Origin of the sequence: Enterococcus timonensis (assembly GCF_900104595.1) — a bacterium.
GTDB classification, from domain to species: Bacteria; Bacillota; Bacilli; order Lactobacillales; family Enterococcaceae; genus Enterococcus_J; species Enterococcus_J timonensis.
The window spans coordinates 62,522-76,768 of sequence record NZ_FNVY01000004.1 but is presented as its reverse complement, the minus strand read 5'-3'; the positions used below and the strand labels follow the sequence as shown (position 1 = coordinate 76,768).

13 protein-coding genes are annotated in these 14,247 nt (G+C 38.9%); 3 read left to right on the top strand and 10 right to left on the bottom strand.

The annotated features are described in order from the left end of the window. Positions 1-227: 227 nt before the first annotated feature. Complete coding sequence (locus BQ5341_RS04880; RefSeq protein ID WP_071131874.1) at positions 228-608, top strand: VOC family protein; 381 nt, start codon at positions 228-230, stop codon at positions 606-608. Positions 609-945: 337 nt separating this feature from the next. Here the strand turns inward: BQ5341_RS04880 and trhA are convergent, their stop codons facing one another. The 8 genes from trhA to BQ5341_RS04840 all read right to left on the bottom strand — a co-directional run bounded on the left by trhA (position 946) and on the right by BQ5341_RS04840 (position 8,460). Then, positions 946-1,614 (bottom strand): PAQR family membrane homeostasis protein TrhA, encoded by a 669-nt coding sequence (gene trhA, locus BQ5341_RS04875; protein WP_071130924.1) that lies wholly within the window; start codon positions 1,612-1,614, stop codon positions 946-948. Between the two features lie 93 nt (positions 1,615-1,707). Next, entirely contained in the window at positions 1,708-2,559 is an 852-nt protein-coding gene (locus tag BQ5341_RS04870) for a DegV family protein (RefSeq protein WP_071130923.1), read from the bottom strand. Continuing rightward, entirely contained in the window at positions 2,552-3,109 is a 558-nt protein-coding gene (locus BQ5341_RS04865) for a DUF1836 domain-containing protein (RefSeq protein ID WP_071130922.1), read from the bottom strand. The genes BQ5341_RS04870 and BQ5341_RS04865 overlap by 8 nt, the downstream gene beginning before the upstream one ends. Positions 3,110-3,225: 116 nt before the next feature. Continuing rightward, positions 3,226-4,389 carry a cation diffusion facilitator family transporter gene (locus tag BQ5341_RS04860; RefSeq protein WP_071130921.1) on the bottom strand — a complete coding sequence of 388 codons (1,164 nt, stop codon included), beginning with the start codon at positions 4,387-4,389 and terminating at the stop codon, positions 3,226-3,228. A gap of 111 nt (positions 4,390-4,500) precedes the next feature. Next, positions 4,501-5,316: a DUF368 domain-containing protein gene (locus BQ5341_RS04855; protein ID WP_106396197.1), complete on the bottom strand. Its 816-nt coding sequence runs from the start codon at positions 5,314-5,316 to the stop codon at positions 4,501-4,503. Positions 5,317-5,443: 127 nt separating this feature from the next. Next, entirely contained in the window at positions 5,444-6,649 is a 1,206-nt protein-coding gene (locus tag BQ5341_RS04850; RefSeq protein ID WP_083378610.1) for a GNAT family N-acetyltransferase, read from the bottom strand. Positions 6,650-6,795: 146 nt separating this feature from the next. Beyond that, the gene (locus tag BQ5341_RS04845; RefSeq protein ID WP_071130919.1) at positions 6,796-7,713 is read right to left on the bottom strand and encodes an aldo/keto reductase; all 918 of its coding nucleotides are present in this window, start codon (positions 7,711-7,713) and stop codon (positions 6,796-6,798) included. A gap of 30 nt (positions 7,714-7,743) precedes the next feature. Then, complete coding sequence (locus BQ5341_RS04840) at positions 7,744-8,460, bottom strand: GntR family transcriptional regulator (RefSeq protein WP_071130918.1); 717 nt, start codon at positions 8,458-8,460, stop codon at positions 7,744-7,746. Between the two features lie 195 nt (positions 8,461-8,655). On the opposite strand from BQ5341_RS04840, the gene BQ5341_RS04835 reads away from it, so the two are divergent. Both BQ5341_RS04835 and uxuA read left to right on the top strand, forming a co-directional pair. Beyond that, entirely contained in the window at positions 8,656-10,272 is a 1,617-nt protein-coding gene (locus tag BQ5341_RS04835; protein ID WP_071130917.1) for a mannitol dehydrogenase family protein, read from the top strand. A 1-nt stretch (position 10,273) separates the two neighbouring features. Continuing rightward, the gene (uxuA, locus tag BQ5341_RS04830) at positions 10,274-11,344 is read left to right on the top strand and encodes a mannonate dehydratase (RefSeq protein ID WP_071130916.1); all 1,071 of its coding nucleotides are present in this window, start codon (positions 10,274-10,276) and stop codon (positions 11,342-11,344) included. 123 nt (positions 11,345-11,467) lie between these two features. On the opposite strand, the gene BQ5341_RS04825 is transcribed toward uxuA, so the two are convergent. Next, positions 11,468-12,130: a hypothetical protein gene (locus tag BQ5341_RS04825; RefSeq protein ID WP_071130915.1), complete on the bottom strand. Its 663-nt coding sequence runs from the start codon at positions 12,128-12,130 to the stop codon at positions 11,468-11,470. Continuing rightward, a complete protein-coding gene (locus BQ5341_RS04820) occupies positions 12,105-14,237 on the bottom strand; it encodes a hydantoinase/oxoprolinase family protein (RefSeq protein ID WP_071130914.1) in 2,133 nt (710 codons plus the stop codon). The genes BQ5341_RS04825 and BQ5341_RS04820 overlap by 26 nt, the downstream gene beginning before the upstream one ends. Positions 14,238-14,247: the final 10 nt, after the last annotated feature.

The following is a 14,247-nucleotide window of genomic DNA, read 5'->3' as shown; positions in this document are numbered from 1 at the left end:
ATCGTCCTTTCAAAAAACGAACTATATTTTAAAAGCAACTCTTAGTTTACGTTGTGCTTTAGAATTAATCAAAAATAATCGCGTGAAAGTTAGAGAAACATTTTTATTGTTCGTGTTTAAATCAGAAGAGGATTTTAAATTATTTTAGAAGTTCGGACTGTATTAGATTTGCGAAGTATGGTACAACTTGAGTATCACGTAAAATTGGAGGATTTCAAATGTCACAAATCAAAATCGAACATCTCGCCATCTGGGTCAAAGATCTGGAAAAAATGAAAAAATTTTACCATGACAATTTTCACACGAACGCATCTGACTTGTATCATAATCCTAAAACGAATTTTCGCTCTTATTTTCTAGCCTTTGATACCGGTGCTCGCATTGAACTAATGAATAAACCCGAATTAGAAAACAACGGCGTCGATTGCTTTGGATACGCCCATTTAGCTTTATCTGTAGGTTCTAAATCTGAGGTCGATCAGCTGACAGAAATTTTCAAAAAGGAAAATAATTTGCTAAACGGTCCTCGGGTGACTGGCGATGGCTACTACGAAGCAGTCATCAAAGATCCTGAAGGCAACTTGATTGAATTGACGGCTGAAAAATAAATTTTTACTTCTTAGGTCAAATAAAAGGTCGCTAACTCGTCATGAGCTAGCGACCTTTTTTATAATTTTCTACGTCTTTTGGCGACTCTAAGACAACCTTATTTGACGGTATCTTTTAGCTTGCACTTAGGAAAATAGATAAAATTTCCAGCGAATGTTCCATTCGTGTTCAATTTTCCTAATTTTCTACAGCGCAAATCAGCTAAAAGACAACCTTATTTGACGGTGGCTTAGAGTCAGAGACTAGGAGAAAAGATAAAATTTTTAAAAATCTAAAAGCGTGATTTTCGAAAAATTTTCCTATTTCTCTACGTCTCTTAACGACTCTGCGACAACCTTAAGTATACATATAAACTGAGGCGTACATTAAGGCGGCAGCCAGGAGGACGAAGAGGTGCCAGACGACATGCATAAAGCGGACATTTTTCAGGCTATAAACAAAAGCGCCCAAGCTATACGCCACCCCGCCAGACAATAAAAGCAGTGCGCCTTGCAGTCCGATGCTTTTAATCAAAGCAGGAATCGTGAAAGCAACGCCCCACCCCATGATCAAATAAATAATCGTCGAAACTTTAGAAACTGTTTCTTTTTTGTGTAAAGTCAAAGATTTATAAACGATGCCGGCAATAGCTAGCGCCCAAATGCCAATTAAAATTGGCCAGCCGATTTTTTTTGGTAAGGCCAGCAGGCAAAATGGTGTATACGATCCGGCAATCAAGACGAATATCGAACAGTGATCAAATACTTGGAAAACTTTTCTAGCGCGGGTAAAAATTAAACTGTGAAATAGTGTCGAGGATAAAAAAAGTAAAATTAAGCTGGCACCGTAAATTGCATAGCTGACCACGTGAATAGTTGAGTGTAGCTGAACGCCTTTAAGCAACAGCAAAACTAATCCGACAATACTAAATCCAACGCCGATGCCGTGGGTCACTGAATTTAACACTTCATTGACGATTAAATATTTTTTGGAAAACACGGGTGCTTGAACATTTTTTTCAGCCATCTTAAACTTCCTTTCACTCACTGAAACTCTTTTATCTCGAAATTTTTTCTTGGAACTTTTTTATTTTCAAACTGTCTTTACCTAATTAGAAATTTAAAACTCTTGAATACCAATGCCTAAAAGTCCTGGACCGGTATGGACCGAAAGAGCGGGCGAAATCGGGGCATAAATAACTTCCGTTTCGGGAAATTTTTCTTTTAACCAAGCATAAGCGGCGGCGGCTTCTTCTTTAGCACCCGCCATGGCTACTGCAAAACGAAACTGTCCTTTTTGCGGAACACGTTCTAAAATAAGTTGACGCAATTTTTCGCGGCTTTTATTAAGTCCACGTGTTTTGGTGACTGTATAATAAACACCTTCATCATTACAAGAAATTACTGGTTTCAAGGAAAGTGCATTGCCTAAAATCGCCGAAACTAAGCCGATTCGCCCGCCTTTTTTCAAATATTCTAAAGTGGCTACGCTAAAAAATATTTTTGACTTGGGCACGGCTTTATTAATCTGAGTCGAGATTTCTTCAAAACTAGCCCCTTTATCGATCAGTTCGCAGGCTAATATCGCAGAAAATCCGGCGCCAATCCCAATATTTTTTGTATCTACTAATAAAGTTTCTAATTGAGGAAATTCCGCCAGTTGTAGTCTAACTGCGTTATTTGTTCCGGAAAGCCCAGCTGAAATTGTAATGGCGATCACTTTTTCAAACCCTTTTTGACAAATTTTTTCTAGCGTATCGAAAATCATTTGTCCATCAGGTAAGGCGGTCTTGGGCACTTCTTGTGACAGGCGAGCTAAAACCTCATCGCCGGTAATATCCACACCATCTAGAAAATGGCCGTCATGAAAACTAATTTTTAAAGGTAGGACAAAAACATCGTCCCGTTTAACAAATTTTTCTGGCAAATCACATCCTGAATCTACGAGTAAAGCTATTTTTTGTTTATTCATCATTACTTGCTCCTTTAGTTTCAGGAAAGGCCAAAACCCCTTCTGAGAATAATTTCAGTGCTAAAGATAAGGTGATGCTGCGTAAAAAAATCCGCCGTTGCACGGTGCCGTCAAATGGCAGTTGCGCTGCTTGAGGTTCTTTCATTTGTTGAGCGACTTCTTGTAAAGCTTGTTCCAACATGGCGCAAAATGCATCGTAGCTCTCAGTTTTCTCTTGGAAACTAATTTGATACGTTAACGCCTCTTTTAACTCTGGCAAAGACAAAACTTGTTTTAAAGCACTGATGGCTAATAAATAAGCCAGATGTTCTTTTCGATATTTTTTTTTAAGTGGTGGTGGCAATAATTTTTGTTTGACATAATTATTGACCATCGCCGCGGTTAGTAAACTTTTTTCTGGCAAAATCGGTTGTAAAAAACGATTGACCAAAGTGACTACTTGATCCATGTACAATTCAAAATCTGGAAGATCTTCCCAGCGAGGCAAAGAAAATCCATTTAATTCGGTACCGCGATCAACCAAATTTTTAGCAGGAAGGACTTTATCCATCTGAAAACCTCCTTAGTCATTTCAAAAATATTGTATCAGAATTTATAGAACTATGCAATCTAGTTTTCAAAACTAGATAATAACTTTTAAAAAAATTAAGACCTGAGATCCCGGTCTTAATTTTGCAGTAAATAATTATGGTCAAACACAATCTCTACATCGCTTAATTTAAATTCCGCCAAACAATATTTTTTAATCCGATACAATAACTCTTCATCTGTAAAGTGGCTTTTATTAGGAATCACCACATCAAAACTTAAGTGTTCTCCATCCGCATCTTGGCTTAGACGCAGATCGTGCAATGTTAAATCATCATCTAAATAACGCAAAAATTTCCGCAAACTTTTTCTAATTTTTTGTCGGCGGGCATTTTTTACATCAACCGGATCCACATGACAGACCAACTGAATATTCAGCGTCTCCAAGAAATCTTTTTCGATAATATCAATCATGTCGTGGGCGCGCTCCAAGCTGTAACGATCATCTACTTCAATATGAACAGTAGCAAATTGATGATTCTGGCCATAGCTATGAAAATTCAAATCGTGAAAGCCAAGAATTTTCGGATAAGATTTTAATTGTTTTTCAATGGCGACGATTTTTTCTTCTGCTGGCACTTCTCCTAACAATGAATCGACGAATTCTTTTAACAACTTAATTCCTGAATACAAAATATAAGCTGCCAAAAGCAAGCCGACGTACCCATCAATTGTCCAGGAAGTAAACATTTGTACCGCTGCTGATAATAAAACAACCCCTGTCGTTAAACAGTCATTCACACTATCTGTGGCCGCGGCCAGCAAAGTTTCAGAAGTGATTTTTTCGCCAATTTTACGATACGCCCACGCTTGCCAAAATTTTACCCCGATGGAAATCAATAAAACGAGTAAAACAAGCCAAGAAATTTTCGTTGCCACTGGATCAATAATTCGTTCAAGCGAAGTTTTTAAAAATTGCAGCCCGACAAAAGTGACGATAATTGAAATAAATAAACCAGAAATCGTCTCAAATCGCTCGTGACCATAAGGATGTTTCGTATCCGCAGGTTTTCCAGCCACAGCAAAGCCAATCAAAGTCAATAAACTAGAAAGACCATCGCCAAAATTATTGACCCCATCGGCTAAAATGGAAACCGATCCAGTGAAAAAACCTAATATCACTTTACCAAAAGCCAACAATAAGTTTGAAGTTAAACCAATAATGCCAGCGAATTTTCCGGCTTTGATCCGCATATTCGCTTTAGGTAATTCATTTTGCATTTTCGCCAAATATTTTTCCATTTCAACACCTTCTTCACCGTTTTACTACTTCTTTAATTATCTAGTATACACGCTTTATAAAAAAAGTGCTGTGTAAAAAGGAAAATCCTTTAAACACAGCATTTATTTAACTTACTTGTATCGTTCTTCAAGTTGCGACATAAACCGCCCTAGCAAAATCCCCGCCAGACACAAGACGCCACACATCACAAATCCAAAGGCACCAATGCCACTATAATCTAGCGGAATAATCATAATTGTTGAGGCAAAGACGACACCTAAAATAAAATGAAATAATTTACTATACGCGACTGAAAAAATATAATCCATCACTTTAGAAAGTCCTAAAACACAGACTAGACCCCCGATAGCTAGCGGCAACAAAACGCTAAAATCGATATTTTTAATTCCATCAGACATCGCCTGATACATCCCCATGTAAACTAAAAAATTAGATGGTGACAAGCCTGGAACGATAATCCCTAAGCCAATTAAAGCACCGGCAATAATCCAAGTGAAAAAGTTTTGATCGACGGAACCGTTAATTTTTTGATTCCCTAAAATAAGTAAAATCAAAGCCACGACAAAAGTAATTCCCATTAATATTTTATCGCTGGAACTGCGCCCGTGTTTCCCAGCTTCTTGCCATAAACCCGGCACCGTTCCAATAATACAGCCGACAAAAAACCATAAAATAATTGTCGTATACGTGCCTAATAAAAAACTAACCGCAAATGACAACAAGAAAACGCCGAAAATTCCACCCAGACCAACGGGAATAAAATATAAAACATTTTCTTTAAAATTTTTCGTTAAATGGGCTAAAAAAGTAATAATTCTTTCATAAATACCAAAGACCGCAGCCAGCGCGCCCCCGGAAACTCCTGGCAAAATAAATCCCGAGCCAATAAACATTCCTTTAACAAAACGGAGCACCCAATCACGCATGCCGGATGTGCCATTTGTATTTGTTACACTTTTTTTATTTTCCACAGACAACTTCCTTTCTTCAATCACTTTAGTATATAAAACGCGCCTATTTTCGGCAAGTCTTTCTTAAGGACTAAAGGGAATTTTAAAAATAATCCACCAAAGTAGGTAAGCCGCGGGGAATTAATTCTTCCAATACATTATAGGCGGCTAGTGGTCCGTGCAAGCGGCCATAAAATGCCAAATCTTTAGGTCGGCGATACCCCATAAATAATTGGGTCCACTCCTGAATCGCCCCAGATAAAACAGGTTGTTCAAAATGTTTAGCATCGGCAAATTTTTCGCTGACTTTTTTTACGCTCGCCTGTCCAGTGGCATCAACAGATAATTGCCAAATTCCTGTATTCCACGGAGCATAATTGTCGTCCACACCTAAATAAAAGACGTGATCCTGACCGGTTTTCAAAAAAGGATAATCCGTTAAAAATAAAGATAAATCTACAATTCGGGCCATCATATAAGGCACGACTTCGACTTTAGCAGACGGTTCGTCTAACAAGTAACTTAAAGAATGTTCCGAATTAGGTGCTTCATAAACAAAAGAACTAAAGGCATTTTCGTGGGATAAAATAAATTTCCCTAAACCATGAAAAGCCGCCGCTGTTAAATAATTCCACTCAATAATTTTAAAAGTCGCATTTTCCATCTGATAAACAACGTAACCTTCTGGCTGATGTTCTTCATTAAAATAAATCGCATAGTTCCGTTCTTTGTTTTTAAATAAAATATAATGCCACCACCACTCAGGGCGTTCTAAGCCACCGCGGCGATTGTGAGGATTTTTTTCGTATAATTTTTTTAAAAATGGTTCAGCTTTTTTTAATTTCATCCGCTCCACTTGACCGGCCACTTTACGTCCTTTTGGCAAATCATTGCGGGTAATTTCGTAGCGTAGATTTTCAAACACTTGCTCGTATCCAAATTGACGATAAAAACCATAAGAAAATGGCGCTAAATAAGACAAGGCCAAGCCTTCTTTTTGCATATCTTCAATAATTTGACGCATCGTTTCTTTAATGCCGCCTTGTCCGCGAAATTCAGGATAGCTAGCCACATAGCCAATGCCCCCCATTTGATAGCGCGTCCCGTGAAAATTCACGGTAAATGGTGTACACATCACTTGCGAAGCCAACTTTTCGTCAATAAATAAACCATAATTCCACGAGTTATCAGCCAAGCGGGCAAAATGTTCCCGGCGCTCCACCGTTTGTTCTTTATTAAACGCATAGCTCACGAGTTTAAACATCGCCTCAGTGTCTAATTTCCCTAATCGTCGCAAATCTTTTGCCACCAAATCCACGTCCTTTATCTACTTTAAAATTTTAATTGTCCAGCACGTTTTATCTTAGCATGTTTTCTAAAAGTTTTCAGCAAAAAAAGCCAAGAGATACAGCAAACAAATGGCCGCATCTCTTAGCTTTAGAAATACATATTTTTTTATGGTAGTTTATTGCCGGCTACTTCGTAAATTTTGTACCAGTCTTCGCGACTTAAATTAATTTCAGCAGCTGCGGCGATTTCTTCAATCCGGAATTCTTTCATAGTTCCGGTGATGACTTGCATCTTGGCTGGGTGGCGCAAAATCCACGCACTCGCTAAACCATTTTTAGTGATTTGATATTTTTCAGCAATTTCAGCTAAGACCGCATTTAATTCTGGGAATTTATCATTATCTAGAAAAACACCTTCGAAAAATCCATATTGATACGGCGACCAAGCTTGAATCGTCATATCATTCAGGCGTGAATATTCCAAAATACTGCCATCATGATCGACACTTGGTTCATTGGTCATATTGACATAAATGCCTGAGTCGATCATTCCGGTGTGCTTAATGCCAAATTGTAATTGGTTGGCTTGTAATGGTTGGCCGACATATTTTTTCAAAAGTTCTATTTGGAGTGGCTTTTGGTTAGAGACACCAAAATAACGAACTTTTCCTTCTTGATGCAACTGATCAAAGGCGGCGGCAATTTCTTCAGGTTCCATTAAAGTATCTGGACGATGCAATAATAATGAATCCAGATGATCCACGCCCAATCGTTTTAAACTGCCTTCCACTGAAGAAATAATATGTTCTTTAGAAAAATCAAACGTTCCAGGACGAATCCCACATTTAGTTTGGAGCCATAAGTCTTCTCGTTTTAATGAAGAATTTTTCAATACCCGACCAAAAATTTCTTCACATTCTCCTTTGCCATAAATATCGGCGTGATCAAAAAAATTAATGCCCACTTCGACCGCTTTTTCCACGATGGATTGGGCGGCCTTTTCCTCGATACCATTGATCCGCATGCACCCAAAAACGACCGCGGAGACTTCTTCATTCGTTGTTCCAAATTTAATTTTTTTCATTGTGTTCCTCCTATATTTTTATTAAGATCCTCAATAAATCAGCGACTCGTCGGTAAAATAATCCGGATAAGCCTCTGTTACAGCTTGCTTTTCTTCTAACATCATATGCAAATGCAAAATCGCCAAAAATTCCGCTTCATCCACATTCCGTTCTTGAATCGCCATCAGTAATGCGTAATGTTGATCCATAATCCCTTCCCATTTTAAGTCAGGCACCGATAAACGCAACCAGCGGAAGCGATCCAAATTCGTATTATTGGCATCTAACCAATGCCAAATTTCTGATCTACCGGCAATTTCAAAACACGTTTGATGAAAGACATTATCTAAATGAAAAAAACTTCGCCGATCATGACGTTGAACGGCCGCACCTTGCTCTTCTAAAATCGCCTCTAAAACTTTTTTCCCTTGATCATCGATTTTCGCTGTCGTTTCCATAAAAATTTTCCGCTCTAACTGTTCCCGGGCAAAGCGAGCGTTATCGGCAGATTTCAAATCGATTTTTGAAACATACGTCCCACTTTGGGGAATCGCATAAATTAATTTTTGTTTTCTTAATTGAATCAACGCTTCACGGACTGGCGTACGCCCAATTTTCAAAATATCTTCCAATGATTTTTCCGACACTTTCCGTCCCGGTTCCAAGTCGCCGTGAATGATTAAGCGACGAATTGCTTCATAAGCTTGCTCTTGTAAATTATTGGCCTCGCTATTTGTTTCGTTTGGACCTTCACTATTTATTACCATCGTCTTTTCTACTCTTTTCTTACGCTTTTTGTAATCGCTTGACTTTAAAACTATTATATCAGATTGTTAGTTAGCAGACAAACATCATCAAATTAATCTAATTTTTTAGCTGTAAGCGATTGACTTCAGCTGGATTTTCGCTATAATTAAGTCTGTAGGTGAAACTAATATATCAGTTTTCGAAAGGAGTTCTCTATGATTTCTCTAAAAAAAGCTTGGTCTCAACAGGTTTCCGAGTATCAAAAGGCAGGAATTGTTTTACCAAAAGTTGCTGCTGACAAAAAAAAAGCCGACACCCAATGGATCCATTTTGGTGGCGGTAATTTATATCGCGGCTTTCATGCTGCCACAGCCCAAGATTTGCTGGATTTAGGCAAACTTAATAGTGGTGTGGTAGTTTGTGAAACTTATGATGAAGCGGTCATCGATCAAGCTTATCAACCTTATAACAACCAATTTTTACAAGTTGTGATGCACGAAGATGGCACTTTGGACAATCGTCTCTTGGCGTCAACAGCAGAAAGCTACTATTGCAATCCAACGCGTCCCGAAAGTTTCAATGCCGTGAAACATATTTTTGAACAAGATTCTTTACAACTAGCCACTTTTACGATTACTGAAAAAGGCTATAGCTTAAAAGATTCCGCTGGCAAATTTTTCCCAATTGTGGAAGCTGACTTAACAAACGGCCCAGATTTCCCACAAAATACTATGTCAATCGTCGCTTCATTATTGTTGGCTCGTTTTAATGCCGGTCAATTACCAATTGCTATGGTTTCTACCGATAATTTTTCTCATAACGGTAAAAAATTCCAAGAAGCCGTCTTAACAATTGCCCAAGGTTGGGTCGATAATCATTTTGCACCATCCGCCTTTTTAGATTATTTAAAAGACGATAAAAAAGTTTCCTTCCCTTGGTCAATGATTGACCGCATCACACCAAATCCTGCTGAAAGTGTTGTCGAAAAATTAGAAGCACTAGGTGTTGTTGATGCGCAAATTATTCACACTGAAAAACATACCAACATTGCGCCTTTCGCTAATACTGAAGTGATTCATTATTTAGTTATTGAAGACAGCTTCCCTAATGGCCAACCAGATTTAGCTGCTGCCGGCGTGATTTTAACGGACCGGGCTACTGTTGATAAAGCTGACGCTATGAAAGTAACGACTTGTTTGAACCCTTTGCACACCGCTCTGGCCGTTTTTGGTTGCCTGCTAGATTACACAGCCATTTCTGCTGAAATGACCGATCCTGAACTAGTTGGTTTGATTAAACAAATCGGCTACCATGAAGGCTTGCCTGTCGTAGATGATCCTAAAATTATTAATCCGCAAAACTTTATTGACGAATTAATAGAAAAACGTCTCCCTAATCCAAATATTCCCGATGCACCGCAACGGATTGCTTCTGACACTTCACAAAAAGTTGCCATTCGTTATGGCGAAACGATTCGTAAATATGTGGAAAGTTCCACTTTAGATGCTAGTGATTTAACATTTATCCCACTTACAATCGCCGGTTGGCTCCGCTACTTATTAGCTGTTGACGACAATGGCGAAAGTTTCACCCCTTCTCCAGATCCACTTTTAAGCGAACTACAAGAAAAACTTGCCCCATTACATTTAGGATTTGACGGCGATGTTCATCCCATCGTCAAAGACATCTTAAGTAACGAAACAATTTTCAGCCTTAATTTGTATCAAGCAGGTCTTGGTGAAAAAATTGAAGGTTTCTTGCTAGAAATGTTGCAAGGACCCGGCAGCATCCGCGCCACTTTACAAAAATATTTAGCAAAAGGAGTTTTATAATATGGAAATGACCTTCCGTTGGTACGGCCAAAATGAAGATAAAGTCACATTAGAACAAATTCGGCAAATTCCTGGCATGAAAGGCATCGTGGGGACTTTGTTTGATATCCCGGCCGGTGAAGTTTGGCCTAAAGATCGCATTAAAGCTTTAAAAGAAGAAGTTGAAAGCCATGGTTTAACTTTGAAAGTTATCGAAAGTGTAAATATCCACGATGACATTAAAATTGGTTTGCCAAGTCGCGATCAATATATTGAAAACTACAAAACAACGATTCGTAATTTAGCTGAATTTGGGGTTGAAGTCATTTGTTATAATTTCATGCCTATTTTTGACTGGATTAAAACTGATTTAGATTATATTTTAGCAGATGGTTCTTCCACTATGGCTTTTGAGGAAAAAGGGATTGAACGCGATCCAGAAGATATTATTAAAGAAGTGCAAGAATCAGCTGGCGAATATACTTTGCCAGGTTGGGAACCAGAACGTTTGGCGCACGTGAAAAGCTTGTTCAAAGCTTACGAAGGCGTCGACGACGATAAACTTCGGGAAAACTTGAAATATTTCTTAGAAGGCATTATCCCAACTTGTGAAGAGGTCGGCATCAAGATGGCCATTCACCCTGATGATCCTCCCTACTCCATCTTCGGTCTTCCTCGGATTGTGAAAAATCGCAATGACCTTGACTGGTTATGTAACGCAGTGGATTCTCCATCAAACGGGATTACTTTATGTACTGGTTCCATTGCTGAAGATCCAAGCAACGATGTTTATGCCATCTTAGCTGAATTTACGAAACGTGACCGGATTCCATTTGCTCACGTTAGAAATATCAAATATATCCAAAATCGTGATTTCTACGAAGCACCACATTTGTCTAGTGACGGTTCATTAGATATGTACAAAATTCTAAAAGCTCTTCACGATAATGGCTTTACCGGCTATATTCGTCCTGACCACGGTCGGATGATTTGGGGAGAAACAGGTCGCCCTGGTTACGGACTTTATGACCGTGCATTAGGCGCAACGTATATCAACGGTTTATGGGAAGCCATTGAAAAAGAAGGCAAATAACTAAGATAACAAAACAGGCTGATCGCTTATACATAGCGGTCAGCCTGTTTTTTTGAATTATTTTATAAAAAAAAAGCCCAAGTTAGACTTGGACTTGAAGAAAAATCTCATGAATAGATTTTTTTAAGTAAAGCTCATTATTTCTTGGTACATGTTTTGTGCGTCTTTAACATTATAGGCATGAATCAATAACGTGTCCATTACAAAAGGTGAAAAAGATAACTGATTAAGTGTTTGAGAAAAAGCCATGGCGGCAATTTCACTAGTCGTTCGGACGGTTGATTTCTGTGAAAAAAATCCGAACTTCCACAATGTGATTTCTGTTTTTTGGGTAAAGATTTCTGGATCATGCGTTTCCACATAATGGAAAAGTTCGTGAGCCAAAATTAAATCTTGGACCTTTTCTTTAGGCAATTCCGGCAACTCATAAGAAGCTACTTTTTCAATCGGTTCATGGGCTACTTGAATTAAATTAGGCGAAGTGAATAAGGCAAACATCACCCGACCGCCGATAATTTCATCCGGCATATATTTAAATTCAATCCCCAGTTCTTCAATAATTTCACTAACAGATAAGTTTGGATATTGTTCTAATATATCTTCAGCTGCTTTTTTCCCGGCAGCCTCAGATTCTGTAATCAATGTGGTGACTTGATCCGTTGTCAATTTATCTTTTAAGAGTTCACGACTCATGGCATAACGCCCCCAAGACTCATCGGAAACTTTAGATAAGTCTTGGAATATTTGTTGAATGTCCAAATTAGGTTTGCTTGATGTTAGCGGCAACGACAATCACCTCATCGTCTGGCTCTAGTGATGAAACTTCTAAGTCAGTTAACAAGACAAGTTGATCAAATTCAGTTGCCGAAAAGTCCATTGCACGAGCACCAATACATAAGTAATACTCAGGACGAGCAATTAATTCTGTTTGGTAAACGGCCATTTCATCCCATAAGCGTTCCATTTCAGTCAAATAATTAGCGGCTGTCGTGCGAACGGCCATCCCGTTACCTACTTGAACTTTAATGAAACCTTTTTTGTCGATAATCCGAGTAGGACCAGCTTGTCCATTGGCATTTTTATCACCAAAGACAAAGAAGAAATCAGAAGATGCTAGAAGTTCAGCTTGACTATTATCGGTCATCCGCATATCTTCAGCAGCAATTTCTCGCGCTTCATCAGCATCGACTTCTTTAGTTAAGTCAGTTGTTTTCACTTCAGTTGATCCTGTTGCAATAGCCGTAACTTTTGATGTTTGTGGATCAATTTCAATATGGATTTCAATGGATTCTGGTGTTGCACCAGATTCAATTGCTTTGTTCATAGCTTCGTTTTTCAGATTTTTAATATCTTCTTTACTTGGTGAAGGGATAATCCGTTCCACCACGTCACGAACCATAGCAAGAGCTACACCGATAGAAGAAATAACTTCGGCATTTTCTGGAATAGAATATTTAACGCCCATTTTGTTAGAGAAGTAAACGATTAATGAAGCAGCACCGCCACCAACACCAACAAGAGAAATTTGATCTTTTTCTAATTTGTATTTTTCAGCTAATGATAAAATCACTGGTTCGATTTTAGCATAAGCTTTTTCCATGATTTGTTTAGCAATATCTTCAACGGTTGTTCCGCAGTAGTCAGCTAAAGCTTGCATTGCTTTTCTAGCTGATTCCACATTCCCATAAGAGAAGTGTTCTGGTTGTACAAGACCTAAGACATTCGCTGCACAAGAGTTAGTAATTGTTACCGCTGAACCATCTTCCATTACTACTTTTACATAGTCGGCAGGATCGCCTTCTTTAGGAGAGAAAAATTCAACGTGTGGTCCAACAATTTTATCAGTATCTGTAAAGACGGAATAATCAAGTCCAGCAATATGGGCTGAACGAGGACCAACATCAATGACCCCAGATTTATCTGCCCGAACCATTGATCCACCAGCACAACCTAAAACCCGCACATCTAAAGAAGAGATGTAGGTAGGATGTCCACCAACAATTGAGTAATCAATCGCTGGTCGACCATTACGGATAACTCCGATATTAGTCGTTGTACCACCAACTTCAAAGTAAACCCCGTTAGATGCCCGCAAATACATTAATGAACCCATAACAGAAGCTGCCGGACCTGAAAGCATAGTTAATACTGGACGTTTCTTCATTTCAGAAATTTCCATAACCCCGCCATCACCACGCATGATCATCAATGGTACATTAACGCCAGCTTCTCTAACTGAAGCTTCAGTTGAATTGGCTGTGTCTAACATTTTAGGCAAAATAGACGCATTAATAGCGGCCGTTCTTGTCCGACGAGTTAAACCATACAATTTAGTAATATCTGAAGCCATAGTCGTTGGAATATTTTTCTTTTCAGCTGCTTGGTGAACGATTTTTTCTGGTTCGCCGTCATCTACCCCAAAGGCCATGGAAGCTACCAAGACGCGCGCGCCTTTTGATTGGAGTTGACCAACAGTTTCTTCTACTTTTGCTTCATTCAATTGTTTCAAAGGAATAAAGGAATTGACGATTTTAATTGTTTTGTTATTACCAAGATCGATATCATCAATCCGGCTTTGGCGTTTGGCTAAGAAACCTTCCAAACCACCTTTTGCCATTCCGATAACCCCAACAGTGGCCACGTCACCTTCAATTAAGGCGTTGGTTGCTTGTGTTGTGGAGTGGGCTACAAAGACCACATCTTCAGGCAAAATATTATTTTCATTCATACAATTTTCAAATGACCGGACAACCCCTGCAGCCACCCCACGAGGATCATCGTGGGTGGTCTTAACAGAGGCTTTACCGATAATTTCGTGGGTAGCATTATCGATGGCTACCGCTTTTGTATGGGTACCACCTACGTCGATACCCATTCTGACTGATCGATTCATGAGAAATCCC